Origin of the sequence: Mesocricetibacter intestinalis (genome assembly GCF_004363295.1) — a bacterium.
GTDB classification, from domain to species: Bacteria; Pseudomonadota; Gammaproteobacteria; order Enterobacterales; family Pasteurellaceae; genus Mesocricetibacter; species Mesocricetibacter intestinalis.
Genome location: NZ_SNYQ01000001.1, coordinates 222,683 through 245,902, shown reverse-complemented (window position 1 = coordinate 245,902; position 23,220 = coordinate 222,683). Strand labels below are relative to the sequence as shown.

Here is a 23,220-nt window from a genome sequence, read left to right as displayed (position 1 = left end):
TCCGCTATTTATCGGAGGGCGCTTAGTCCGCCCCTAAACTCCCTCCGAGCCTATGCGGAAAAACTAAGTGGAAAACCCACCGCACTTTTAGGCAGCCCGATGACTCAAATAAATCTTTTCCAGTAATTCATACACCAATAATACCCGCTTGGCCGTAATAGTCTGCTTCGGGCGGTAAAGATAATAGGCCCATTTTTGCGATTCGCTGTAGGGGAATACCTTCACCAGTTCTCCGGTTGCAAAATAATGCTGGCAATCCATATAGGGCAACGGAGCAAAAATCCTGCCCGCCAATACCGCCTGTAATAAAGCTTTCGTATCATCGGTAACAACATCGGCCTGATAAATAGGAATAAATTCGTCGTTTACAGACCAGGCCCAGGGACGGTTGGTTTTGCTATTAAGCAGGCTACCGATGGGAAAACGGGCTAACAGGTCTTCAATATTTTCAGGCTGCCCGACCAGTTCGATAAGTGCCGGCGCAGCAACAATCGGCTCGTTCAGCATACGGATTTTCCTGGCGATCCAGTTATCTTCGGGGCGTTGGGTAATACGCACGCCGATATCAATTTGATCCTCAACCGCCTTTAGCACATTAAAGCCGGTGCGCCAATCAATGCGGATGGCGGGATATGGCGCCAGCGCAAGCAGAAGTTGCTTCAGAACCCAATCGCTATATGCCGAAGGCGGTACGGTAATTCTAACCACGCCGGACAATTCGTTATCATTGAGTTTAGCCGGCATACCGAATAAAACTTGCTCCTGCTGTAAAAACTGCTCCGCTTGGGGCAACCATTGAATGCCGAAATCAGTTAAACGAATAGAACGGGTATTACGTTTGAATAATTGTTCGCCCAGTTCAGTTTCCAACTCTCCCATCACGCGAGTAATCACCTGCGGTGAAACGGAAAAGCGTTCCGCCGTAGCGCGAAAGCTCAAGGTTTCAGCCGCAACAACAAAATATTTTAAAGCGTCCAGTCGGTTCATAATCTCATTTTTCGGAATTGTATTTTCTAAAATTATTCATTCTATTGAGATTAAACCCTAATTACAATATATCCATACTTCAGCCCCACTGAAAAGTGCGGTCAAATTAACTGACTTTTTACCATCACATAAGGACAAACAGAATGAACAATATTCAGGGCAAAGTGGTAATTATCACCGGAGCTTCTTCAGGTATCGGTGAGGCAACCGCCTATAAATTAGCAGAACAAGGCGCAAAACTCGTGTTAGGCGCCCGCCGTGAAAACAAATTAAAAACCATCGCGGATAACATCAAAAGTAAAGGCGGTGAAGCGGTTTACCGCATAACCGATGTAGTAAAAGCGGAAGATAATATCGCCTTGGTGGAACTGGCGAAAGCGGCATTCGGTAAACTGGACGCTATTTTCTTAAACGCCGGCTTAATGCCTAATGCACCGCTTTCCGCTCTGGAAACCCACAATTGGAATGCGATGGTGGACGTAAACATCAAAGGCGTGCTGAACGGCATTGCGGCGGTATTACCCACTTTTACGGCGCAAAAATCCGGCCATATCATCAGCACATCATCGGTGGCGGGATTAAAAGTATATCCCGGCGCTGCCGTATACTGCGGTACCAAATGGGCGGTAAAGGCCATTATGGAAGCCTTGCGCATGGAATCGGCGCAAGCCGGTACCAACATTCGTACCGCCACCATTTATCCTGCGGCGGTACAATCGGAATTAGTGGCCGGCATTACCGATAAAGCGACTTCCGGCGCCTATCGCCAACTTTATGATGCTTATGAAATCCCTGCCGAACGCGTCGCCAATGTGGTGGCATTTGCACTTTCGCAACCGGAAGACACCAATGTGAGCGAATTTACCTTAGGCCCGCTCACACAACCTTGGTAGCCCCCTAAACCGGATCGGAAATAACATAGGCGATATTTTCGCTAGGAAGTTCGCGCAACCATCAGCGCCCTCAATAGAGGCCTGCGGCAATATAGAGGAAAACATGAAAAAACACCGAAAAACTTTTGCAATTTTGACCGCACTTTTTAGCCTGCCTGCGACAAGCTTTGCCACCGACACAAAACCTGTAACGGAACCCAAAGCACAAGGAGTAATACAGATGGAACTTTCTCAACGACAATCCTCACTCGTTCAACTAAGCGCACTCACCGCCAAAGGCGATATTCCCGCTTTAAAAATAGCTATCGAACAGGCGTTGGATCAGGGATTAAATCTGAATGAAATAAAAGATCTCATGGTGCAGCTTTATACCTACACCGGCTTTCCGCGCAGTTTAAATGCGCTAAATGCTTTAGCCGAAACACTGCAAGCTCGTCAGGCAAAAGGCGTGCCAACCGAAATCGGGCCCGAACCCGACAGGGGAAATTCCAATGTGGATATGTTGGCACAAGGCACTCGAACACAAACGGCGCTTATCGGACAAAAGGTAGATCTCTCCGCACTTTCAGCGGATATCGACCGTTATCTGAAAAGCCATTTATTCGGTGATATTTTCGCCAGCGATTTGCTCAGCTGGCAAGAGCGGGAAATCATAACCGTTGCCGCATTAAGTGCAATGCAAGGCGTAGACAGCCAATTGCAGGCACACTTGAATATCAGCAAGAAAAACGGGATCAGCGATGAACAACTTAAAGAGATTATCCGCATGGCTAAACCGGAAATGAGTCAATTTCCGGCGGGAGAAGAAAACATTGCCTACGCCCAATATTTTGTCGGTAAAAGCTATTTGAATATGCTTTCGACCGATCAGCTAGCTGTGGGTAATGTTACCTTTGAACCAGGTACCCGGAATAACTGGCATATTCACCATGCCAGTAAAGGCGGCGGCCAGCTGCTGTTAGTTACCGCCGGTCGCGGTTATTATCAGGAATGGGGCAAACCCGCTCAGGAACTGAAAGCCGGTGATATTGTCCATATTCCCGCCGGTACCAAACACTGGCATGGTGCCGCACCGACCGAGTGGTTTCAGCATCTGGCCATTGAAGTACCAGGAGAAAATACCCGTAACCAATGGCTGGAGCCGGTTGCGGATGAGGATTACGCTGAACTGAAATAGAGCGGCTCCCTATCGCCCGGAAATTAAAGAAGAATAGCAAAAGCGCCGCTTTTACTCTTGTTAAATAAACAATCTTCAATCTTTAAACCCCGGTTAGCACAATTTCTAAAATCAAAAAAGCCTTATCAACTATAATTGATAAGGCTATTAAATTTGGTGGAGATAATCGGGATCGAACCGACGACCTCTTGAATGCCATTCAAGCGCTCTCCCAACTGAGCTATATCCCCGAAATGTGCCCGTATGATAAATATCGCGGGCATTGCTGTCAATATTAAAATTCGCTAATTTCGTTTATCAGACGAAATATTAAGCGTTTTGCCCTTTAATAAAGTCAATGGCTTTCGCCAGACGGGATAATACGCGTTCGCGGCCAATACCCACCAGGGTTACATCCATGGAAGGCGATTGACCTGCCCCTGTTACCGCAAGGCGCAGCGGCATTCCCACTTTCCCCATACCTACTTCTAATTCGGCGGCGGTTTGCTCAATCGCCTGATGGGTATGCTGTAAATCCCAAACCGAAAGTGCGGTCAGTTTTTCCAATACTTTTTCCAACGGCGCTAATGCCGCAGGTTTAAAATGTTTTTTCACGGCGTTTTCATCATAGCTGTCGAACTCTTCAAAGAAGTAACGACTGGCCGCCGCCATTTCTTTTAAAGTCTTGCAGCGTTCCGCCAACATACTGACGATTTCGCTCAGTGCCGGGCCATTTGAAGTATCGATCCCCTGATCCTGCATATGCCAAGCCAAATGTTTCGCCATATATTCCGGTGCCAACTCACGCATATAATGATGGTTCAGCCATAGCAGTTTTTCCGTATTGAATGCACTGGCGGATTTACTGACATGATTTAATTCGAATAAACGGATCATTTCTTCTCGACTGAAAATCTCCTGATCGCCATGTCCCCAGCCGAGACGCACCAGATAATTGAGCAGCGCTTCCGGTAAGTAGCCTTCATCGCGGTATTGCATTACGCTGACCGCACCATGGCGTTTAGACAGCTTCTGACCGTCATCACCCAAAATCATCGAAACATGAGCATAGGTCGGAATCGGCGCGCCTAAGGCCTGCAAAATATTAATCTGCCGCGGCGTATTGTTTATATGGTCTTCACCGCGAATCACATGCGTAATTCCCATATCCCAGTCATCTACCACCACACAGAAATTATAGGTCGGCGAACCGTCGGTACGGCGAATAATTAAATCGTCCAGTTCCGCATTACTGATTTCAATGCGTCCGCGTACCGCATCTTCAAAAACCACGGATCCCTGCTGCGGGTTTTTAAAGCGCACCACATGAGGTTCATCGGCGGAATGGCTGTGATCGTGCAAACAATGGCGATCATAACGCGGTTTCTCTTTATTCTGTTCCTGGTTCTGGCGCAATTCTTCCAAACGCTCTTTACTACAGTAGCAACGATAAGCCAGCCCCTGTTCCAGCATCTGATCAATCACCTGATTATAACGGTCGAAGCGTTTGGTCTGATAATAAGGCCCATGTTCCCAACCTAAATCCAGCCATTCCATCGCTTCTAAAATCGCTGCCGTTGCCTGCGGCGTGGAACGCTCTAAGTCGGTATCTTCAATACGTAATACGAACTCGCCCTGATGATGTCTGGCATAAAGCCAGGAATAAAGCGCCGTTCTGGCGCCGCCCACATGTAAATAACCGGTCGGGCTAGGAGCGAAACGGGTACGCACCTTCACATTGCTGTCCAGATTAAATAATGCTTTTAATTCCATGAGATAACCTTAAATTCTGAAAATATAACGAAGAATATCGGGCGCTATTGTACTACGACTTCATTCGATCTCTAAATAAAGATTTAGAAAACTTCCGCAAACCGCACATAACCGCCACAGAAAAATGATTTTTTATGGCTATTTTTAAAACAATCAGGCGTTTTTCACCAAAAATCGGTTGACTGAACACGGATAACAATTATAATGCCTGCCACAATACAGGGGCGATTAGCTCAGTTGGGAGAGCACCTCCCTTACAAGGAGGGGGTCACTGGTTCGAGACCGGTATCGCCCACCATATTTCAACTTCTGTATTGTCGCTTAAACCGACGTGGGCGATTAGCTCAGTTGGGAGAGCACCTCCCTTACAAGGAGGGGGTCACTGGTTCGAGACCGGTATCGCCCACCACGCTTGGTTTAAGCCCCAAAGATTTTTAAGTTTTTTAAGCGGGCGATTAGCTCAGTTGGGAGAGCACCTCCCTTACAAGGAGGGGGTCACTGGTTCGAGACCGGTATCGCCCACCACTTAAAAGTTAAACTTGAAATCTACCCATAATAGCCTTTGGTTATCATGCGGGCGATTAGCTCAGTTGGGAGAGCACCTCCCTTACAAGGAGGGGGTCACTGGTTCGAGACCGGTATCGCCCACCATTTCTTTCTTACTCGGCTTATTTCACGCTTTTCATTGGGACAATCGTTTTTTTTCTGTAAAATGATGGAAGCATATTTCCATCCATGGTGATTTTATGAATAAACCGGTAAAAAATCAGATTTTAATCCTCATCTTAAACAGCCTGATGCGGATAATCGGTAATATCGTCAAAATACTCAGTTATCCCTTTCATGCGATTTTTCCCAAAGCACGTTTTACCCTTCCTGAATTCAGCCCGGCAAAACGGCGCACCGAACGGCAGACGCAGATTAAAGGAACCATCTGGCAAACCAATTACAGCAACAAAGTAACATTACCTGTTTATTGTAATTACCTGATTAACCGACTGTTCGCCCTCAGCTATGAGTATCGCTACGTCAGCACGGAACAACGGGCCGAATATATTCGCACCAATGCGGACGAACGTACCTATAACGCCTACAGCAAACTGACCGACGGTGCGGCTCAAGCGGATTTCTGGCGTATTTTTACGCTGTATCACGAAGGCGGCGTATATATGGATATCGACGCCCATTTAGTTTGGTGTCTATCCGATATTATCAGCCCGCAGGATACGGAAGTGGTAATTACCCGACGGGATAAATACACTAATTTTTTTCTGGCCAGTGCCAAAGGCAATGCTTTTCTGAAAGATACCCTGGATATTATTATCGATAACATCGAACAGCAGCGGGTAGAAGGCGGGGTATTCGTACTTACCGGTCCGAGTACCTTAAATACTGCGCTAGAAGGGAAAAAGGTTAATGCGCGGCGCGATAAGCTAACCTGCGTGCAGGGTACCTTTACCAACGAATATTTCCAATATATGGATAAAAAACGCGGTAAATGGACTCATGCGAAAAACGAAGATCTTTTAAAATAAACCATTATCTTAATATGACAACAAGACCATGAACAAAAACACTCTTATTATCGGCTTCACGCTGTTTGCTATTTTCTTTGGGGCGGGAAATCTGATTTTTCCGCCAAGACTGGGATTAGAAAGCGGGGAAGATTTCTTTCTTTCCATTACCGGTTTTATTTTAAGCGGCGTCGGCCTCCCTTTACTGGGAATCGTCGTCAGCGGTTTTTATGAAGGCGGTTATAAAAACGCTCTGAACAAAATTCACCCGTGGTTTTCGGTGGGTTTCCTGATGGCAATTTATTTAACCATCGGGCCGTTTTTTGCAATTCCCCGTACCGCAGCCACTTCCTATGAAATGTCAATTCTACCGTTTCTGAACGGGCCTTCGACGATATCATTGCTGATCTTCAGTGCGATTTATTTTATTATTTCCCTGTGGCTATCGATTAACCCTTCAAAAAGTGTCGAACGTATCGGTGCAATTTTGACTCCCCTGTTGCTACTTGCAATTCTGATTCTGGTGGTAAAAGCCTTTATTTTACTCTCGGATAATGCGCCTAACATGATTGCAGTACAGGATAATGCGAATGCCAGCCCGTTCTTTACCGGCTTTATCAACGGCTACCTCACCATGGATGCCATCGCTTCCATCGCCTTTTCTGTTATTGTTATCGCAGCAATAAAATCAAAAGGCACCAAAAACGGTACGGATTTAACCAAGCAAACCATTTTCTCCGGAATTATCGCTGCCATTGCGTTGGGAGCCATCTATCTCGCCATCGGCTGGATCGGTAACCGGATTCCGATGACGGAGGAAACCCTACTCCATCTGAAAAACCAAAATCTGGATATCGGCACCTATATTCTAAACAGCATTACAAGCCAGGCATTCGGCGATCTGGGCCGTAGTGTAATCGGCTTTATCGTTATGTTGGCCTGTTTAACCACCTCAATCGGTCTGATTGTTTCCGTTAGCGAATATTTTAACGAGCTCTATCATAAAATATCCTACAAAACCTATGTGGTTATCTTCACGCTGATAAGCTTCGTAATATCCAATCAGGGACTGAGCTTCGTTATCAGTAAATCCGTACCTATGCTGATGGTGCTGTACCCCATTGCAATGACGGTGATTTTCCTACTGTTAATCAACCTGTTTATCCCTTTACCTCAGATCGTGCAACGCACATCGGTAGGATTTACCCTAATTATCGCCATTCTTTCCGTGGCGGAAGTTTCTTTCGTACAAAACATTCCGTTAAAACAATATTCATTGGAATGGCTGCTATTTGCCGTAGCAGGTGCCGTTATCGGCTATATTTTCTATCTACTGTCGGCGAAAAAAGCATAAAAGAGCGGTCATTTTTGCAAGACTTTTTCGGGCGGTAACATACCGCCCTTATTTTTCTCCAAGTTTATAACGGACTGAGTAGGTAAGTAATAACCCTTCTCGTGCCGGTTTTAATTTCCGCTGTTACCGCCATTCCTGCGGTTAGATGAATTTTCTGTACTTCAAACATAAGATAATTCTTGTCCAACTCAACAATAACAGAAAACACCAGACCTAATTTTTCATTCTCAATCGCATCAAAACTGATGGATTTTACATATCCCGACCAAAATAAAATGTTTCTTTTCTTTTTTATCTCACACCAACACAGATAAAGATAGTAGTGGAAGGCGAGAAATTTCCTTATATACAGGACGTGCTTTTAAACCGATAAATTTAGCTGCTCTCTGCCAATTAATAATATCTAACTCTTTTCCCTGGGTATCGAACTGATGCTGAATATCTGCCGGGTTCACCGCAATATGATGTAGGCGTGCAAGTAAAACTAAAGCAGATAGAGCAAGATCTGATGATGTCTGATTTCCTTTCATTTTTAATTAAACTTTAATGTGTCGCTATAGATAAAACTTACAACCTACAAAGGGCACCATAATTTTGATAAAAAAACACCAATACAAAATTTTAATATCACCATTGCCTTATTATAAAAAATGTAATATATATTACACACAAAATAAAATAGAAGAAAAAATCAAAAGTAATAATAAACACACTAAAACAATCAATAACCATACAACTGTAATCATTTAAGATAGAAACGAAAAACCTAAAAAAATTAAAAGCATAGTAGGGAAAATAATAAAACATGTAAAAGAAGAATTTACTATATTTTATTGGATAATGATAATTTATTCAGTAGCAATATTTATATATGTAATAGCACAAAACTATAATATCTTATTCGACTATAGATTCCAGGTGGAATATAAAACATATAAAAACATAACCGTAGATATTAAAAATAACGAAATACATGGAAACTTAAATAAATATGTAGCCATAAAACACATAAATAAACAGTGCTATAAGTTAAACTGCGGATTTCCGGAATCAGGTCAGTATGATATTAAAGAAATAAAATTTATTACTATAGAAAAAAAAGTATTTTTGTATTACGCCTGTACATCAAAGGAAACCTGCTTTTATAATATTGATGATGAATTCATAAGTAAATTTAAAGAATATTTATATTATGATGAAAAAGACAAATTAAAATTTGCGATAATCAATATTATAGGAATGATACTAGCCAGCTTCTTAGACTCTATTCCTAGAAAAATAAGAAGGAAACGAGGATTATTAGACGAATAATTTAACTATGGAAGGAAATTATTATGTCTATGAAAAAACTCTTAGTTGCCAAGCTTACTGGAGATATAGGTACCATAGATGGGCTTGTTGAAGTAGGAGCAGTCAGAAGTTGTAATGGCGATAGCTTCAGCCTAAGTCTTGCAACCGGATCTACTGCCGCAAACTTTACTGGCGGTTTTCCTAACCACCTTGCAGCTCGTTTTGGTGAAGGATATACAGCAAGCTATATTTGCTCGATTTTGGCTGGAAAAGAAAAAGGGTATGGCATTTCTCGTGCCATACCCTTTTGCCGTTAGAATTTTACTGTATGCCCATAGCTTTCTAGAATATTTTTAATATGTTCGAGGGATTCTTTTTTCGGCGGTTTAACATCTTCAAGCTCGTATTTTTCTCCCATCGCTTCCCATTTATGGGCGCCCAAGCGGTGATAAGGCAGCAATTCCACTTTTTCAATATTATCCATTCCCTGTATAAACTGTCCGAGTAGATGCACATCATGATCCGAATCCGTGTATCCCGGCACTACCACATAGCGAATCCATACTTTCTGGTTACGTTTCTGCAGATATTTGGCAAATTCTAAAGTACGTTTATTCGGTACCCCGATCAGATTCTGATGTACGCTATCGTTAAGTTCTTTTAGATCCAGCAGAACTAAATCGGTTACATCCAGTAATTCGTCGATAATATGATCATAATGGCGCACGAAGCCATTGGTATCCAAACAGGTGCTGATCCCTTCCGCCTTACAGGCGCGGAACCAGTCCCGCACAAATTCCGCCTGGAGCACGGCCTCTCCGCCGGAAGCGGTTACGCCGCCGCCGGAGGCATTCATAAAGTGGCGGTAAGTAACCACTTCTTTCATCAGCTCTTCAACGGTAATTTCTTTGCCGCCCTGTAAATCCCAAGTATCACGGTTATGGCAGTATTTGCAACGCATCAGGCAGCCCTGCATAAATAAAATAAAACGAATTCCCGGCCCGTCAACGGTTCCGCAAGATTCGTAGGAATGAATTCGGCCCACAACTGACATATTAAAGTTCCTATAAAAAATTTGATATTTTAAAAAATAGTTAAATTCTACCCGATTTTGCTTAAAAGACGAAAAATTATTTGTCGTCCCCGGGGGAAATATTCTCTGCCCTCCAATACAAAAGGGTTGCCGAGATCCCCGGCAACCCTGTAGTAAGCCAATAGCTCCTGTTTAAAGCTCAGTAAAGGTCTGAACCTGTGGAGGAATTTCGCACATTTCTGCCAATTGAGGCACTATTTCAGCGAAATGAGCAGAAGCCGAATGACGTTCTAAATCTTCTTTTGAGTCCCAGTATTCAATAAATGCAAAATCATTTGCCTGCTCTCTGTCCTGATGTAATTTATAAGAAATACAGCCCTGTTCCTTGCGGGTTTCAGTAATCAATCTGTTACACTCGGCAATAAAATTTTGCGTAGCGGCTGGTTTTACCCTAAAGCGGGCAATGACAATAATCATTTTTTCTCCTGTATAAATAACAGAACCGCTCTGAAAAGAGCGGTTCGATTTTACAAAGTTTTTTCCTTAGCTTTACATAGACTGTGTAAAGGTACGGGTAATTACGTCTTGTTGTTGCTCTTTAGTTAAAGAGTTAAAACGTACCGCATAACCGGAAACACGAATGGTAAGCTGCGGATATTTTTCAGGATTTTCCATGGCATCCAGTAACATTTCACGATTCATAACGTTTACGTTCAGGTGCTGACCGCCTTCAACGCTTGCTTCGTGATGGAAGTAACCGTCCATTAAGCCCGCCAGGTTACGTTTCTGCGCTTCGTAATCTTTACCTAAGGCATTAGGCACGATTGAGAAGGTGTAGGAAATACCGTCTTTCGCGTAAGCAAACGGAAGTTTAGCCACGGATGTCAGGGAAGCTACCGCACCTTTCTGATCGCGACCGTGCATCGGGTTGGCACCTGGTCCGAATGGCGCACCGGCACGACGACCGTCCGGCGTATTACCGGTTTTCTTACCGTAAACCACGTTAGAGGTAATGGTTAATACGGACTGAGTCGGAGTGGCATTACGATAGGTTTTGTGCGTCTGAATTTTCTTCATGAAACGTTCAACCAGATCGCAGGCCAGATCATCTACGCGCGGATCGTTATTACCGAATTGCGGATATTCGCCTTCGATTTCGAAGTCAATGGCGATATCTTTTGCAATAACATTACCTTCTTTATCTTTAATATCACCGCGAATAGGTTTAACTTTCGCATATTTAATTGCAGATAATGAGTCGGCCGCAACAGACAGACCGGCGATACCGCAAGCCATTGTCCGGAATACATCGCGATCATGGAAGGCCATCAATGCGGCTTCATAGCTGTATTTATCGTGCATGAAGTGAATAATGTTAAGGGCGGTTACATATTGTGTCGCCAACCAATCCATAAAGTGATCCATGCGGTTCATCACATCATCAAAGTTGAGGTATTCGTCTTTGATAGGATCGGTTTTCGGACCTACCTGCATACCGTTTTTCTCATCCACACCGCCGTTGATCGCATAAAGCATGGTTTTCGCCAGGTTTGCACGGGCGCCGAAGAACTGCATCTGTTTACCCACAACCATCGGGCTTACACAACAAGCGATAGCATAGTCGTCGTTGTTGAAGTCAGGACGCATTAAATCATCGTTTTCATACTGTACGGAAGAAGTATCGATGGAAACTTTCGCACAGAAACGTTTAAAGGCTTCCGGCAGCTGTTCGGACCAAAGAATGGTCAGGTTAGGTTCCGGGGAAGGTCCCATAGTGTATAGGGTATGTAACATACGGAAGCTGTTTTTAGTTACTAAAGTACGTCCGTCTAAACCCATACCTGCCAGAGTTTCTGTCGCCCACATCGGGTCGCCGGAGAATAACTGATCGTATTCAGGGGTACGTAGGAAACGAACCATACGTAATTTCATCACTAAATGGTCGATTAATTCCTGAGCTTCCTGTTCGGTAATTTTACCGTTTTTCAGGTCGCGTTCAATATAGATATCAAGGAATGAAGATACGCGACCGAAAGACATCGCCGCACCGTTCTGAGATTTAACCGCAGCAAGATAAGCGAAATAAGTCCACTGAACCGCTTCGCGTGCATTGGTGGCCGGATTGGATACATCATAACCGTAAGAAGCCGCCATTTCTTTGATTTTACCTAAAGCACGATGCTGTTCGGCAATTTCTTCGCGCAGCTGAATAGTCATCTGTAAGTCTTCACCGGCTTCCAGACGTGCCTGTAACGAAGCGAACTGAGCTTTTTTATCCGCCATTAAGAAATCCGCACCATAAACCGCTAAACGACGGTAGTCCCCGATAATACGACCGCGGCCGTAAGCATCCGGTAAACCGGTCAATACGCCGGATTTACGGCAACGTAAGATATCCGGCGTATAAACGTCGAATACCCCTTGGTTATGGGTTTTACGGTATTCGGTAAAGATGTGTTCAACCTGTGGATCTAGTTTACGTCCGTAAACTTCACATGAACCTTTAACCATTTTAATACCGCCAAACGGGATAATTGCACGTTTCAATGGTGCATCGGTCTGTAAACCGACGATTTTTTCCAAATCCTTATTGATATAACCCGGTTTATGGGAGGTGATTGTTGAAGGGTTATCCGTGTCAAAATCGAGAGGTTCATGGGTTTTATTCTCGACTTTGATGCCTTCCATCACTTTATTCCATAACTCGGTAGTGGCCGGAGTCGCATCGGCAAGGAAAGATTCGTCGCCTTCGTACGGAGTGTAGTTTTTCTGGATGAAGTCGCGTAAATTCACTTCAGTTTGCCAGCTACCCGCCGTAAAACCTTCCCATGCTTTTTGTTGAGCTTCAGTTAATTGAGCCATTGTTAATGCTTCCTTTTCTCTGATTAATAAAAAATTAAAACAATGCAAGCGCAATAACCTAATGCCTGCGCCTGCACCAAACGATTTTAGTGGAGTTTACTGCTGTACCACTGATAAAGTGCGATACATACACCACCACCCACAATGTTACCTAGGGTAACGGGAATCAAATTTTTCACTACAAAGTGATAAATATCCAAATCCGCATATTGTTCCGGATTTAATCCGATTGCCTGCCAGAATTCCGGCGCGCTGAAATGTGCAGTAATAATGCCCAGCGGAATCATAAACATATTCGCTACGCTATGTTCAAAACCGGAAGCGACGAATAAACCTATTGGCAGCATCATAATAAAAGCTTTATCGGTTAGGGTTTTACCCGCATAAGCCATCCAAATAGCGATACATACCATGATGTTACACAAAATTCCCAGGCTGAACGCCTCCACCCAAGTATGATGAATCTTATGCTGAGCGGTGTTTAAGATCGTCAATCCCCACTGCCCGTTCGCCGCCATCGTCTGACCGGCAAGCCAAACCACGGTTACAATAAATATTGCTCCCACAAAGTTGCCGCAATATACCACAATCCAGTTACGAATCATCTGATAGGTGGTAATCCTACCGCTGGCGCGCGCCACCAGCGTCATGGTGGAAGAAGTAAATAATTCCGAACCGCATACCACCACCATAATTACCCCGAGGGAGAAAACCAGACCACCGACCAGTTTCGTTAGCCCCCAAGGCGCGCCGGCACTACCCGTCTGCGTGGTCGTATAAAATATAAAAGCCAGTGCGATAAAAGCACCAGCCGGGATTGCGGAAATAAAAGAATAACGTTGTTTTTTAGTTGCTTTATATACGCCTACGTCTTCGCCGATTTGAGCCATTTCGGCAGGTGTTGACATGCAGGTAGATGTTGATTTTTCAGTAGCCATAGTATCACTCCAAATAGTATTGTAATAAATTTTAGGAGGTTACAAAAAAGCAATAACACTAAAATTTTTTTTATTTTTTATAAAAAAATTTTGCTTATTATAGGCGTTTTTAATCCGTAAATACAAACGGATCCTATGTTCTGTTTATCTATTTTCCGCGTTTTTTGACTTAAATCAAGACTCATTCAGATAAAAATCCTCCCTTTCTTCCCACAAGTGCGGTTGTTTTTTCATGGGGTTTTAAACACATGGCGAATACCGCCTTTCGCCTATAAAAAATGTTGTAATAACAAGGCTGTTTTTCCAACAGATCAATTCTACGCCGATTAAAATAACTGCTATGGCATCGCCTTGAAAATTGCTATTTACAGTAAATTCTGATAAAACGTGCCCTATCTTTCATTTGATTTCTACTAAGGAAAACACCATGGCGGAAGAAACTATTTTCAGCAAAATCATTCGCAAAGAAATCCCGGCCGATATTTTATATCAGGACGAATTGGTTACTGCCTTCTCCGATATCGCACCTCAGGCCAATACCCATATTCTGATCATTCCGAACAAACAGATTGCTACGGTAAACCACGCCACCGCCGAAGACGAACGCACATTAGGTCGCCTGTTTACGGTTGCGGCAAAAATCGCCAAAGATAAAGGTTTTGCCGAAGATGGCTATCGCCTGATTGTGAACTGCAACAAACATGGCGGGCAAGAAGTCTATCATCTTCATATGCATCTGCTGGGCGGCGAACCTCTGGGCAAAATGCTGGCCAAATAAGCTGACAGAACGGTTAATCCAATAATGAAAAAATACCTTCCTCTTATTTTCAGCCTTGTGCTGGGCGCCTGCTCAAGCAATGCGCCCAACCTTGTTCGTACCACGGCGCCGATTCTAAATATTAGCGCCGAACTGGCGCCCCATATAGAGGCTTCCGTCGCCTCGGATTCCGCCTGGGTTAAAAACAAAACCGGAGAAAATCTCAAACTGAGCTACGATATATTCTGGTACGACAACAATGGCGTTACCCAGCCTTTCAGCGAAGATAAAGAAAGCTTCTCCGCCGTTATTCTACTGAAACCAAAGCAGCAAGCCGGTATCCAGCTCAGCAGACCTAGTGCCGACAGCCGCAACTACCGTTTATATTTACACTGATCCTATGTCAACATTACTTATCGATCTGCAGGGGCAGGAAGTTACTCAGGAAGAAATAGAACTGCTTCAGCATCCCTTGGTCGCCGGTCTGATTCTGTTCAGCCGCAATTTTTACGATCGGGAACAAATCCGCGCGCTTGTGGATTCCGTACGCCGGCGCAGTAAAAAACCGCTGCTGATTACCGTCGATCAGGAAGGCGGACGGGTACAACGCTTTCGCCAAGGTTTTACTCAACTGCCGGCAATGCAGGCTTACGCCGCATTAATTAACGACTCGGATACTCGGAATGCGCTGGTAAAAGAGGCCGGCTGGCTGATGGCATCGGAAATGCTCGCCCTGGATATTGATTTAAGTTTTGCACCGGTATTGGATTTAGGTCATCAATGCAAAGCTATCGGCGATCGCAGTTTCCATATAGATGCCGAACAAGTAACTCCGTTGGCCGCAGCTTTTATTGAAGGTATGCACCTTGCGGGAATGGCTTCCACCGGAAAACATTTTCCCGGCCACGGTCATGTCATCGCCGATTCCCATCTGGAAACCCCGGTTGACGATCGTCCCCAATCCCTCCTGTTCGAACGGGATATACAGCCTTTCCGGCAATTAATCGCCGCTAATTTACTGGATGCGGTCATGCCCGCCCATGTAATCTATACAAGCTGCGATCCTCAACCCGCCAGCGGTTCCGCTTACTGGCTACAGAATGTGCTACGCCGTCAGCTCGGCTTCAAGGGTGCCGTCTTTTCTGACGATCTGGGTATGAAAGGCGCCGGTTTTATGGGCGATTTTGTTAGCCGCAGCGAACAGGCGCTGGCCGCCGGTTGCGATTTACTGCTGCTATGTAATGAACGGGAAGGGGTAATAGAGGTATTGGATCGGTTAAAACTCAACGAAAAACAACCGCACTTTGAACAACGTCAACAGCGTTTACAGCACCTATTTAAGCGTAAAGCGCGAAACTGGACGGAACTGGCCCGAAGCAAACGCTGGGCGGAAAGCAGCAAAAAACTGGAAGCCCTGCAACAGGACTGGCTGTGTGCGCGGGCATAACCATGATTGATTGTCCCTATTATCAACGCAACCAATGCCGTTCCTGCCAGTGGCTGGAAATCCCCTACCAACAACAACTGGCGCAAAAGGAAAAACACCTGAGCGACTGCCTACAAGGGCTTGAGCGCAATGCTTACCGCTACCCGCCTTCCCCTTCCGCACCAAGGGCATTTCGTAATAAAGCAAAAATGGTAATCGGCGGTACGGTAGAACGTCCGCTGCTGGGTATTTTGCTCTCTCAGGAAGAGGGCCAACAGGTAAGGGATCTCACCGCTTGTCCCCTTTATCCGCCCGCCTTCCGCCACTGTTTCCCGGTATTGAAAGATTTTATTGCGCGCGCCGGTTTAACCCCCTATAACATCGAGCGACGTAAAGGCGAGCTGAAATATATTTTGCTCACGGAAAGTCGTTATCGGCAAGAAATTATGCTCCGCTTCGTTCTGCGTTCCGAAACCAAGCTGGCGCTGATACGAAGAGAACTGCCCGCACTGTTGCAAAAATTACCTCAGGTCAAAGTGGTTAGCCTGAATATTCAGCCCCAACATGCGGCTATTTTGGAAGGGGAAAAAGAAATTTTCCTGACCGAACAACAGGTTCTGGAAGAAAGGTTCAACCGGATTCCGCTATTTATCCGCCCGCAGGGCTTTTTTCAAACCAATCCCGAAGTGGCGCAAGCTTTATATGCTACCGCCAGCCAATGGGTGGAAGCGCTACCGATTCGGCATTTATGGGATCTGTTCTGCGGTGTCGGCGGTTTCGGTCTGCACTGTGCCGAGGCCTTAAATAGGCGACAACCGAAGCAACCCGTACGCCTGACCGGGATCGAAATTTCACCTTCGGCTATTTTCTCCGCCGCTCTTTCCACCCGTCGTCTGGGCTTGGATAAAGGAAACGGCGAAGTGAGCTTCCAATCGCTGGATGCCGCCGCTTTCGCCTTAGACCGGAATGAAGCCCCGCCCGAACTGGTTATCGTCAACCCGCCGCGGCGCGGTATCGGCAAACCTCTGGCACAATTTCTAAACCGGATGCCGGCTCGTTTTATTCTGTATTCCAGCTGCAATGCAAGCAGTATGGGGCAGGATTTAAGCGAGCTTTCCGCCTATCGGATACAAAAAATTCAACTGTTCGATATGTTTCCCCATACAGCTCATTATGAGGTACTGACCTTGCTCGAACGCCATCAGGCCTAAAAAAAGTGCGGTTTAAATCACCGCACTTTTTATTATTACGCTCCATTACCGGAACTTTAAACTATCGGCAAAGCCCTTAATGCTCTATCTCTATCCCTATTCCCGACCTGTCAACGCAGTGGAATATTATCGCTCTAAGGAAGTTTAATCCGGTTGTTCACTTAAAAAGCCGCCGCTCTGATGGCGCCATAGTTTGGCGTATAATCCGTTTTTAGCCAGTAATTCGGTATGGGATCCCTGCTCTACGATACGTCCTTTATCCAGTACAATCAGCCGATCCATTGCGGCGATCGTGGATAAGCGGTGTGCAATGGCGATAACGGTTTTATTTTCCATCATCTTATCCAGGCTTTCCTGAATCGCCGCTTCCACTTCCGAATCCAGTGCGCTGGTAGCTTCATCCAACAGCAGAATAGGCGCATCTTTCAGCATAACACGGGCAATGGCAATACGCTGGCGTTGACCGCCGGATAACTTCACCCCGCGTTCGCCCACATGGGCGTCATAGCCGCGCCGTCCTTTAGCATCGCTTAAAAAGGGAATAAAATCTGCCGCTTCCGCACGCTTGGCCGCATTGATCATATCCTCTTCCGTAGCATTCGGACGCCCGTACAGGATATTGTCGCGCACCGAGCGATGCAGTAGCGAGGTATCCTGAGTTACCAAACCAATCTGGCTGCGCAGGCTTTCCTGCCGAATATCCATAATATTCTGCCCATCAATAGTGATGCTGCCTTGTTGTGCTTCATAAAACCGCAGCAACAAATTGACAATGGTGGATTTTCCCGCGCCGGAACGTCCGATCAACCCCACCTTTTCCCCCGGTTTAATCACCAGGTTAAAATCTTTCAATAAAGGTTTACTCGGGTCATAGGCGAAATCCACCTGATTAAACCGAATTTCCCCCCGACTCACTTCCAGTGTTGAAGCATTAGGTTTATCAATAATCGCTTGGTGCTTACACAGGGTTGCCATACCGTCATTAACGGTACCTATATTTTCAAACAGTCGCGCCGCTTCCCACATAATCCAGTGAGATAATCCGTTGACTCGCAACGCCATGGCAACGGCGGTAGCAATGGCACCGACGCCGACCAAACCGTGCTGCCACAGGAAAATACCGAGGATGGCGGTACTCAGGGTCAGAGCCACATTGGCGGCATAGGTTAAGGTATCCAAAGAAGTTCCCAGACGCATCTGAGCATGCACCGTCAGCATAAATTCCTGCATAGAGCGCTTGGCGTATGCGGCCTCGCGCGAACCGTGCGAGAACAGTTTCACCGTCATAATATTGGAATAGGCATCGGTAATCCGCCCGGTCATAAGTGAACGGGCGTCCGCCTGATTTTCTGCGGTTTTCGCCAATTTAGGAATCAGCAAACGTAAAATGGTACCGAAAACCAGTATCCATAGGACAAAAGGCAACAGAAACCAGGCGTCCAGCGCCACCAGCACCACGCCCGAAGTAATAAAGTAAACGGCGATATACACCATCATATCGGCGATGGTAAGTACCGTATCCCGCACAGCCAGTGCCGTTTGCATCACCTTGGCGGAAACCCGTCCGGCAAATTCGTCCTGATAGAAACTAAGGCTCTGTTCCAGCATCAAACGATGAAAATTCCAGCGCAGACGCATCGGGAATACCCCTTGCAGGGTCTGTAAACGTACCGCGGAAGCTAAAAATGACCACAGGATACTCAGCAACAACAGGATCGCCATGCCTATCAATAAATGGGATTTTTCCTGCCATAGCTGCTGCGGCGTATATTTATTCAGCCAGTCAATCAGCACCCCCATAAACTGAAACAGTACCGCTTCCAGTGCGCCGATACCGATCACCAGAATCGTAAGCAGCAGAATCCATTTTTTCATGCCGTCCACACTGGACCAGATAAATTTCAATAGCCCCCTTTCCGGTGTTTTCGGGGCGCTTTCCGGATAGGCATCAAGCCGATTTTCAAACCATGAAAAAATTTTATCGAACATATTTCCTACCTTAAAAAAAACAAAGGCAACATGGGATACGCCGATATTCGATATATTACCGGGTCCCTGACAACTGTTGCCTTAAAACCCGGTTATTATAGCGTTGATTAGTTAAGGGGTACAATAAAAAAGCTCGCCTCCGAATTGTAGGGCGAGCGAGATAAGAGATGCGGCGAATCACACGCCGCTTTATGCGGAATCAGATATAAGCCAGATCCAAATCTTTGGTTTCTTCGGATACATACAGCGCTACAAAGGTTATCAACGCATTGGCGGCCAAATATACCCCAACCCCGATAATACCGTAGGCGGCATTGATTTTAATGGCAAAAATAGCCGCTACTGTAGCACCGATAATAGACGCGAAATTATACGCCAGAGAAGAACCGGAATAGCGCACTTCCGTAGGGAATAATTCCGGCAGCAAGGCCGCCATCGGCCCGAAGGTCATCCCCATTAAAACCATACCCACAATTAAAAACGCCAGTACGCTGAGCGGGGTACCTCCGTCCAGAAATAAAGGCATGGCAAACCCGAACAAGGCCATGCCCGCACTAACCCACAACAGCCATTTACGCCGTCCGATACGATCCGCATAAATTCCCGACAGGCTGACGAAAATCCCGAAAACCACGGCGCTAATCAAGAGGAAGCCGGTAAAGGTATTGGCTTGAATACCCAATCCCATAGCATGGCCGTATTCCGACAAGGTTGCCGGCGTTCTGGAATAAATCTGGGCAAATGCCGTCATAATATAAAACAGAACATAGGTGGCGGTCATAATAAAGGTTCCCAGCACCAAGGGTTTAAAATGCTTGGTAAATACAACGCTTACCGGCGCCTTATGCTTTTTACCCTGCTGTTCCGCTTCTACAAACACGTTACTTTCATGCAGCGTCAAACGTACATAAAGACCTACGACGACCAACAGAATCGAAGAAATAAACGGAATACGCCAGCCCCATGCCACCAGTTGTTCCGCGCCGAAAATATAACTCACTAGGAAAAAAGACACATTGGCTAAAAATAATCCTATCGGCGCACCAAGCTGCGGAAAGGTGCCGTACCAAGCCCGCTTTCCTTCCGGGGCGTTTTCCGTCGCCACTAATGCGGCGCCGCCCCATTCACCGCCCAGGCCTATCCCTTGCCCAATACGACAAATACAAAGCGCCACCGTCGACCAAATACCGATACTCTCGTAAGTAGGCAGCAAACCGATCATCACTGTTGACAGCCCCATCAGCAATAAAGAGGCCACCAGTGTTTTTTTACGCCCGATTTTATCGCCGAAATGACCGAACAGTGCAGAACCTACCGGACGGGCGAAAAATGCCAGCGCCAAGGTGGAAAGAGAGGCGAGATCATTAGACAGGGGATCATCGCTGTGAAAAAATTGTGTGTTGAACACCAATACCGCCGCCGCAGCGTAGATATAGTAATCGAAGAATTCTATGGCGGTACCCACCATAGATGCCAATGCCACTTTACGCGGATCATTCTGGGCATGTGAAGACTTTAATGTTGCCGTCATATTTTGCTTTCCTAAATATTATTGATTTAAATTCGATAAAACGAACTATCGAATCCTATCGGTTTTTAATCCTTTGCGCAATAATGAAAAATCAATTTTTATCAATCAAATCAATCCATTACAAATCATAAAATATTTAATAACGGAAACAATTCAGCAAAATATTTTTTTATTTTAAACGGCGACAGAATTTTATTTTTTAGGATTAGCAGGCGACCGCAAAAAGTGCGGTCGAAATTCGGCAAGTTTTTTTACAGTTATCGGCCGGCTCAGTTCGCCAGCCAGGAGGTCAAAGCAATCACCAACGCGAAAACCAACAGCCAGATCAACTGTAATTTTGCGCTTTTACGGTTAACTTCGCGATTATGCAGCCGACGCTGTTCTAAGCGCTGGCGGTATATTTCCAGATCCGCCTCGGCAAAGGAAAAACCGCAATGAGGGCAAAATTTTGCGCTTTCACTGATCTTTTTACGACATTCGGGGCATCGTTGTAGCGCCATAGTTTTCCTATTTTTTTAATGTTCGATAAGTTAAAAAATAATAACAGATTACAGCGGCAATCACACAAGCGCCCATGGTTAGCAACATCGGTGTTGCACTGTCCATCTTCATCAAGGCAACCAGCGAACCTATAGCCGCCCCCGTGGCAAAACGTACGCTGCCGGCGATAGAATTTGCGGTTCCCGCCATGGTCGGGAATTTTTCCAATATGGAAGCCATGGCATTGGAAGAAATCAATGAATTCTGCCCCACAAACACAGCCACGCCTATTGCCATCGGCCAGAACCCTAAATCCAGCAAAGCTACCGCAATCAGCCATAAACCGGACAACAATTGAATCCCCAGCCCCAGCCGTAACATATTTTCCGCCCCGAGTTTAAATACTATACGTCCGTTCAGAAAAGAACCCAGGGTCATCACCGCAATATTCAGCATAAAGAAATAACCGAACTGCTCCACCTTAACCCCATACAACCCGATATATACAATGGAGCCTGCGGTTAAAAAAGCAAACAGCCCGCCAAATCCCAATGCCGAGGAAAACATATAGCCCAATACTTCTTTACGCTTCCATAAACTGACGAAATTGCGGGCAACCACATTTAAACGCAGAGGAATACGATTTTCTTTTTTATGGGTTTCCGGAACCACAAAAAATACCAGTAATATGCTGAATACCCCCATCATCGCAATCACATAAAAAATTGAATGCCAGTGAAAATGCACCACCAGATAACCACCGATAATAGGGGCGATTAGCGGAGCTATCATCAATACCAAGGTTACCATCGACATCATTCTGGACAACTCGTTTTTGCTGAACAGATCCCGTAATAGCGCGCCGACCAATACCACAGGGGCGGAGCCGAAAAATCCTTGGATAAAACGCAGCAGAGTAAAATTTTCAATGCTGCTTACTCCGGTAAGCACAAAGGCAACCGCCGCAGAAATCGCAACCCCCAGTAAAATAATGGGCTTGCGTCCGTAACTATCGCCCACCGGCCCCCAAAACAACTGTCCCGCCGCCATTCCGAAGGTAAAAAAGGTCAGAGTATGTTGTACCTTTTCCGCTTCGACATTCAGATCCCGGGCGATATTCAAAAACGCCGGCAGATACATATCTATCCCCAGCGGCGGCAACATGGAAAGAATGCCTAAGGTGGCAATAAAAATAAAACTGATCTTAGTTTGTGTTACAGAACTCACATCACCCCCGGTTAAAATAATTTATTTCGTCTGCGGTCAAGGCTCTGAATTCGCCTTCTTCCAATCCCTCGTCCAATATCAGATCGCCAATTCTCCAACGATGTAAAGCAATCACCTTATTCCCCAGAGCGGCGAACATCCGTTTAACCTGGTGATATCGCCCCTCCCGAATGGTCAGATTGACATTATAATCGTCCAGAATTTCCAGTTTTGCCGCCTGCGTGGGCGACTTTTCCCCACGCAGTAAAATCCCCTGCTCACAAGCCTGTACATAATGTTCTTCCACCGGATCCTCCAGCCCCACCAAATAAGTTTTCTCGCAATGATGCTTTGGTGCGGTAATTCGGTGCGACCATTGTCCGTCGTCGGTCAGCAGTACTAATCCCGTAGTGTCCGCATCCAGACGTCCGGCACAGTGCAATTTTGTTGCTAAGGGATAATCAAAAAACTGAAATACCGTCGGATATTCGCCCTCATCATTGGTGCAAATATAGCCCTGCGGCTTATGCAGCATAAAATACTGACCTTTTTCAAGCCATGGCAACAACCTGTCTTCAAAATAAACTTGATCCTGCGGGCTGATTTTGGCGGCACCGTTTTTAACCACCTCGCCATTACAGCAAACAAGCCCCTGACGAATCACCTTAGCGGACTGAGAACGGGTCAGCCCGCTGCTTTCAGCAATAAATTTATCTAAACGCATGGAAAATCCCAAATAAAACGGGAGGTATCCCCCCGGCGGACAATGAAAATATCCCTATTAAAGAGGAGATCCGCCGATAGACGTCCCTCGGCAGAC

The 23,220-nt window shown here is 45.6% G+C and carries 23 protein-coding genes and 5 tRNA genes; 14 read left to right on the top strand and 14 right to left on the bottom strand.

All coding sequences use genetic code 11. The features are described 5' to 3' along the window. Positions 1–87: 87 nt before the first annotated feature. The gene (locus tag EDC45_RS01125) at positions 88–987 is read right to left on the bottom strand and encodes a LysR family transcriptional regulator (RefSeq protein ID WP_133542620.1); all 900 of its coding nucleotides are present in this window, start codon (positions 985–987) and stop codon (positions 88–90) included. A gap of 143 nt (positions 988–1,130) precedes the next feature. Between EDC45_RS01125 and EDC45_RS01120 the strand changes: the two genes are divergently transcribed. After that, positions 1,131–1,880: an SDR family oxidoreductase gene (locus EDC45_RS01120; protein ID WP_133542618.1), complete on the top strand. Its 750-nt coding sequence runs from the start codon at positions 1,131–1,133 to the stop codon at positions 1,878–1,880. Between the two features lie 220 nt (positions 1,881–2,100). Then, entirely contained in the window at positions 2,101–3,057 is a 957-nt protein-coding gene (locus EDC45_RS01115; RefSeq protein ID WP_133542616.1) for a carboxymuconolactone decarboxylase family protein, read from the top strand. Between the two features lie 154 nt (positions 3,058–3,211). On the opposite strand, the gene EDC45_RS01110 is transcribed toward EDC45_RS01115, so the two are convergent. Both EDC45_RS01110 and gltX read right to left on the bottom strand, forming a co-directional pair. Further along, a tRNA-Ala gene (locus EDC45_RS01110) sits at positions 3,212–3,287 on the bottom strand. 79 nt (positions 3,288–3,366) lie between these two features. Further along, a complete protein-coding gene (gene gltX / locus EDC45_RS01105; protein ID WP_133542614.1) occupies positions 3,367–4,809 on the bottom strand; it encodes a glutamate--tRNA ligase in 1,443 nt (480 codons plus the stop codon). A gap of 222 nt (positions 4,810–5,031) precedes the next feature. Between gltX and EDC45_RS01100 the strand changes: the two genes are divergently transcribed. The 6 genes from EDC45_RS01100 (at position 5,032) to brnQ (ending at position 7,677) form a co-directional block, all read left to right on the top strand. Beyond that, positions 5,032–5,107: transfer RNA gene (locus EDC45_RS01100), tRNA-Val, on the top strand. Positions 5,108–5,142: 35 nt separating this feature from the next. After that, positions 5,143–5,218 (top strand) — tRNA-Val (locus EDC45_RS01095). Between the two features lie 40 nt (positions 5,219–5,258). Next, a tRNA-Val gene (locus EDC45_RS01090) sits at positions 5,259–5,334 on the top strand. 50 nt (positions 5,335–5,384) lie between these two features. Then, positions 5,385–5,460 (top strand) — tRNA-Val (locus tag EDC45_RS01085). 95 nt (positions 5,461–5,555) lie between these two features. Further along, positions 5,556–6,344, top strand: coding sequence for a glycosyltransferase family 32 protein (locus tag EDC45_RS01080; protein WP_133542612.1), 789 nt, complete (start codon positions 5,556–5,558; stop codon positions 6,342–6,344). 28 nt (positions 6,345–6,372) lie between these two features. Continuing rightward, on the top strand, positions 6,373–7,677 hold the full coding sequence (brnQ, locus tag EDC45_RS01075; RefSeq protein ID WP_133542610.1) for a branched-chain amino acid transport system II carrier protein: 1,305 nt from the start codon (positions 6,373–6,375) through the stop codon (positions 7,675–7,677). A gap of 64 nt (positions 7,678–7,741) precedes the next feature. On the opposite strand, the gene EDC45_RS10495 is transcribed toward brnQ, so the two are convergent. Both EDC45_RS10495 and EDC45_RS01065 read right to left on the bottom strand, forming a co-directional pair. Then, positions 7,742–7,954, bottom strand: a complete 213-nt coding sequence (locus EDC45_RS10495; protein WP_481822769.1) for a beta-barrel domain-containing protein — start codon at positions 7,952–7,954, stop codon at positions 7,742–7,744. 19 nt (positions 7,955–7,973) lie between these two features. Beyond that, positions 7,974–8,207 carry a cysteine peptidase family C39 domain-containing protein gene (locus tag EDC45_RS01065; protein ID WP_133542608.1) on the bottom strand — a complete coding sequence of 78 codons (234 nt, stop codon included), beginning with the start codon at positions 8,205–8,207 and terminating at the stop codon, positions 7,974–7,976. Positions 8,208–8,595: 388 nt separating this feature from the next. Here EDC45_RS01065 and EDC45_RS01060 point away from each other — a divergent pair, with 388 nt between their 5' ends. Both EDC45_RS01060 and EDC45_RS01055 read left to right on the top strand, forming a co-directional pair. Continuing rightward, positions 8,596–8,988 (top strand): hypothetical protein, encoded by a 393-nt coding sequence (locus EDC45_RS01060; RefSeq protein ID WP_133542606.1) that lies wholly within the window; start codon positions 8,596–8,598, stop codon positions 8,986–8,988. A 23-nt stretch (positions 8,989–9,011) separates the two neighbouring features. Continuing rightward, positions 9,012–9,284, top strand: a complete 273-nt coding sequence (locus EDC45_RS01055; RefSeq protein WP_133542604.1) for a hypothetical protein — start codon at positions 9,012–9,014, stop codon at positions 9,282–9,284. Here the strand turns inward: EDC45_RS01055 and pflA are convergent. From pflA to focA, 4 genes are all read right to left on the bottom strand, one after another. Continuing rightward, entirely contained in the window at positions 9,281–10,021 is a 741-nt protein-coding gene (gene pflA, locus EDC45_RS01050) for a pyruvate formate lyase 1-activating protein (protein ID WP_133542602.1), read from the bottom strand. The two genes, EDC45_RS01055 and pflA, sit on opposite strands and share 4 nt — an antisense overlap. A 171-nt stretch (positions 10,022–10,192) precedes the next feature. Then, on the bottom strand, positions 10,193–10,477 hold the full coding sequence (locus tag EDC45_RS01045) for a putative quinol monooxygenase (protein WP_133542600.1): 285 nt from the start codon (positions 10,475–10,477) through the stop codon (positions 10,193–10,195). A gap of 72 nt (positions 10,478–10,549) precedes the next feature. Further along, on the bottom strand, positions 10,550–12,862 hold the full coding sequence (gene pflB / locus EDC45_RS01040; RefSeq protein ID WP_133542598.1) for a formate C-acetyltransferase: 2,313 nt from the start codon (positions 12,860–12,862) through the stop codon (positions 10,550–10,552). Between the two features lie 86 nt (positions 12,863–12,948). Further along, positions 12,949–13,800: a formate transporter FocA gene (focA, locus tag EDC45_RS01035; RefSeq protein ID WP_133542596.1), complete on the bottom strand. Its 852-nt coding sequence runs from the start codon at positions 13,798–13,800 to the stop codon at positions 12,949–12,951. A 427-nt stretch (positions 13,801–14,227) separates the two neighbouring features. On the opposite strand from focA, the gene EDC45_RS01030 reads away from it, so the two are divergent. Genes EDC45_RS01030 through rlmC form a run of 4 tightly spaced genes read left to right on the top strand, consistent with a single transcriptional unit; the run spans position 14,228 to position 17,194 of the window. Further along, positions 14,228–14,578 carry an HIT domain-containing protein gene (locus tag EDC45_RS01030; RefSeq protein WP_133542594.1) on the top strand — a complete coding sequence of 117 codons (351 nt, stop codon included), beginning with the start codon at positions 14,228–14,230 and terminating at the stop codon, positions 14,576–14,578. 24 nt (positions 14,579–14,602) lie between these two features. Continuing rightward, entirely contained in the window at positions 14,603–14,953 is a 351-nt protein-coding gene (locus tag EDC45_RS01025; protein ID WP_133542592.1) for a DUF1425 domain-containing protein, read from the top strand. A gap of 4 nt (positions 14,954–14,957) precedes the next feature. Then, positions 14,958–16,004: a beta-N-acetylhexosaminidase gene (nagZ, locus tag EDC45_RS01020; protein WP_133542590.1), complete on the top strand. Its 1,047-nt coding sequence runs from the start codon at positions 14,958–14,960 to the stop codon at positions 16,002–16,004. A gap of 2 nt (positions 16,005–16,006) precedes the next feature. Then, a complete protein-coding gene (gene rlmC / locus EDC45_RS01015; RefSeq protein ID WP_133542587.1) occupies positions 16,007–17,194 on the top strand; it encodes a 23S rRNA (uracil(747)-C(5))-methyltransferase RlmC in 1,188 nt (395 codons plus the stop codon). 144 nt (positions 17,195–17,338) lie between these two features. On the opposite strand, the gene EDC45_RS01010 is transcribed toward rlmC, so the two are convergent. From EDC45_RS01010 to rsuA, 5 genes are all read right to left on the bottom strand, one after another. Beyond that, complete coding sequence (locus EDC45_RS01010; protein ID WP_133542585.1) at positions 17,339–19,183, bottom strand: ABC transporter ATP-binding protein; 1,845 nt, start codon at positions 19,181–19,183, stop codon at positions 17,339–17,341. A gap of 199 nt (positions 19,184–19,382) precedes the next feature. Further along, on the bottom strand, positions 19,383–20,714 hold the full coding sequence (locus EDC45_RS01005) for an MFS transporter (RefSeq protein WP_133542583.1): 1,332 nt from the start codon (positions 20,712–20,714) through the stop codon (positions 19,383–19,385). A gap of 269 nt (positions 20,715–20,983) precedes the next feature. Further along, a complete protein-coding gene (locus EDC45_RS01000; RefSeq protein ID WP_133542581.1) occupies positions 20,984–21,214 on the bottom strand; it encodes a zinc ribbon domain-containing protein in 231 nt (76 codons plus the stop codon). Positions 21,215–21,221: 7 nt separating this feature from the next. Further along, the gene (locus EDC45_RS00995) at positions 21,222–22,421 is read right to left on the bottom strand and encodes a Bcr/CflA family multidrug efflux MFS transporter (RefSeq protein ID WP_133542579.1); all 1,200 of its coding nucleotides are present in this window, start codon (positions 22,419–22,421) and stop codon (positions 21,222–21,224) included. A 1-nt stretch (position 22,422) separates the two neighbouring features. After that, complete coding sequence (rsuA, locus tag EDC45_RS00990; protein WP_133542577.1) at positions 22,423–23,124, bottom strand: 16S rRNA pseudouridine(516) synthase RsuA; 702 nt, start codon at positions 23,122–23,124, stop codon at positions 22,423–22,425. Positions 23,125–23,220 lie beyond the last annotated feature (96 nt).

Bases quoted from the DNA above. Each gene is read 5' to 3' on its own strand.
- EDC45_RS01000 (WP_133542581.1), bottom strand. From the start codon at position 21,214: ATGGCGCTACAACGATGCCCCGAATGTCGTAAAAAGATCAGTGAAAGC.
- EDC45_RS01030 (WP_133542594.1), top strand. From the start codon at position 14,228: ATGGCGGAAGAAACTATTTTCAGCAAAATCATTCGCAAAGAAATCCCG.
- EDC45_RS01005 (WP_133542583.1), bottom strand. From the start codon at position 20,714: ATGACGGCAACATTAAAGTCTTCACATGCCCAGAATGATCCGCGTAAA.
- gltX (WP_133542614.1), bottom strand. From the start codon at position 4,809: ATGGAATTAAAAGCATTATTTAATCTGGACAGCAATGTGAAGGTGCGT.
- rsuA (WP_133542577.1), bottom strand. From the start codon at position 23,124: ATGCGTTTAGATAAATTTATTGCTGAAAGCAGCGGGCTGACCCGTTCT.
- focA (WP_133542596.1), bottom strand. From the start codon at position 13,800: ATGGCTACTGAAAAATCAACATCTACCTGCATGTCAACACCTGCCGAA.
- nagZ (WP_133542590.1), top strand. From the start codon at position 14,958: ATGTCAACATTACTTATCGATCTGCAGGGGCAGGAAGTTACTCAGGAA.
- brnQ (WP_133542610.1), top strand. From the start codon at position 6,373: ATGAACAAAAACACTCTTATTATCGGCTTCACGCTGTTTGCTATTTTC.
- EDC45_RS01065 (WP_133542608.1), bottom strand. From the start codon at position 8,207: ATGAAAGGAAATCAGACATCATCAGATCTTGCTCTATCTGCTTTAGTT.
- pflA (WP_133542602.1), bottom strand. From the start codon at position 10,021: ATGTCAGTTGTGGGCCGAATTCATTCCTACGAATCTTGCGGAACCGTT.
- EDC45_RS01055 (WP_133542604.1), top strand. From the start codon at position 9,012: ATGTCTATGAAAAAACTCTTAGTTGCCAAGCTTACTGGAGATATAGGT.
- EDC45_RS01010 (WP_133542585.1), bottom strand. From the start codon at position 19,183: ATGTTCGATAAAATTTTTTCATGGTTTGAAAATCGGCTTGATGCCTAT.
- pflB (WP_133542598.1), bottom strand. From the start codon at position 12,862: ATGGCTCAATTAACTGAAGCTCAACAAAAAGCATGGGAAGGTTTTACG.
- EDC45_RS01125 (WP_133542620.1), bottom strand. From the start codon at position 987: ATGAACCGACTGGACGCTTTAAAATATTTTGTTGTTGCGGCTGAAACC.
- EDC45_RS01080 (WP_133542612.1), top strand. From the start codon at position 5,556: ATGAATAAACCGGTAAAAAATCAGATTTTAATCCTCATCTTAAACAGC.
- rlmC (WP_133542587.1), top strand. From the start codon at position 16,007: ATGATTGATTGTCCCTATTATCAACGCAACCAATGCCGTTCCTGCCAG.
- EDC45_RS01025 (WP_133542592.1), top strand. From the start codon at position 14,603: ATGAAAAAATACCTTCCTCTTATTTTCAGCCTTGTGCTGGGCGCCTGC.
- EDC45_RS01115 (WP_133542616.1), top strand. From the start codon at position 2,101: ATGGAACTTTCTCAACGACAATCCTCACTCGTTCAACTAAGCGCACTC.
- EDC45_RS01120 (WP_133542618.1), top strand. From the start codon at position 1,131: ATGAACAATATTCAGGGCAAAGTGGTAATTATCACCGGAGCTTCTTCA.
- EDC45_RS01045 (WP_133542600.1), bottom strand. From the start codon at position 10,477: ATGATTATTGTCATTGCCCGCTTTAGGGTAAAACCAGCCGCTACGCAA.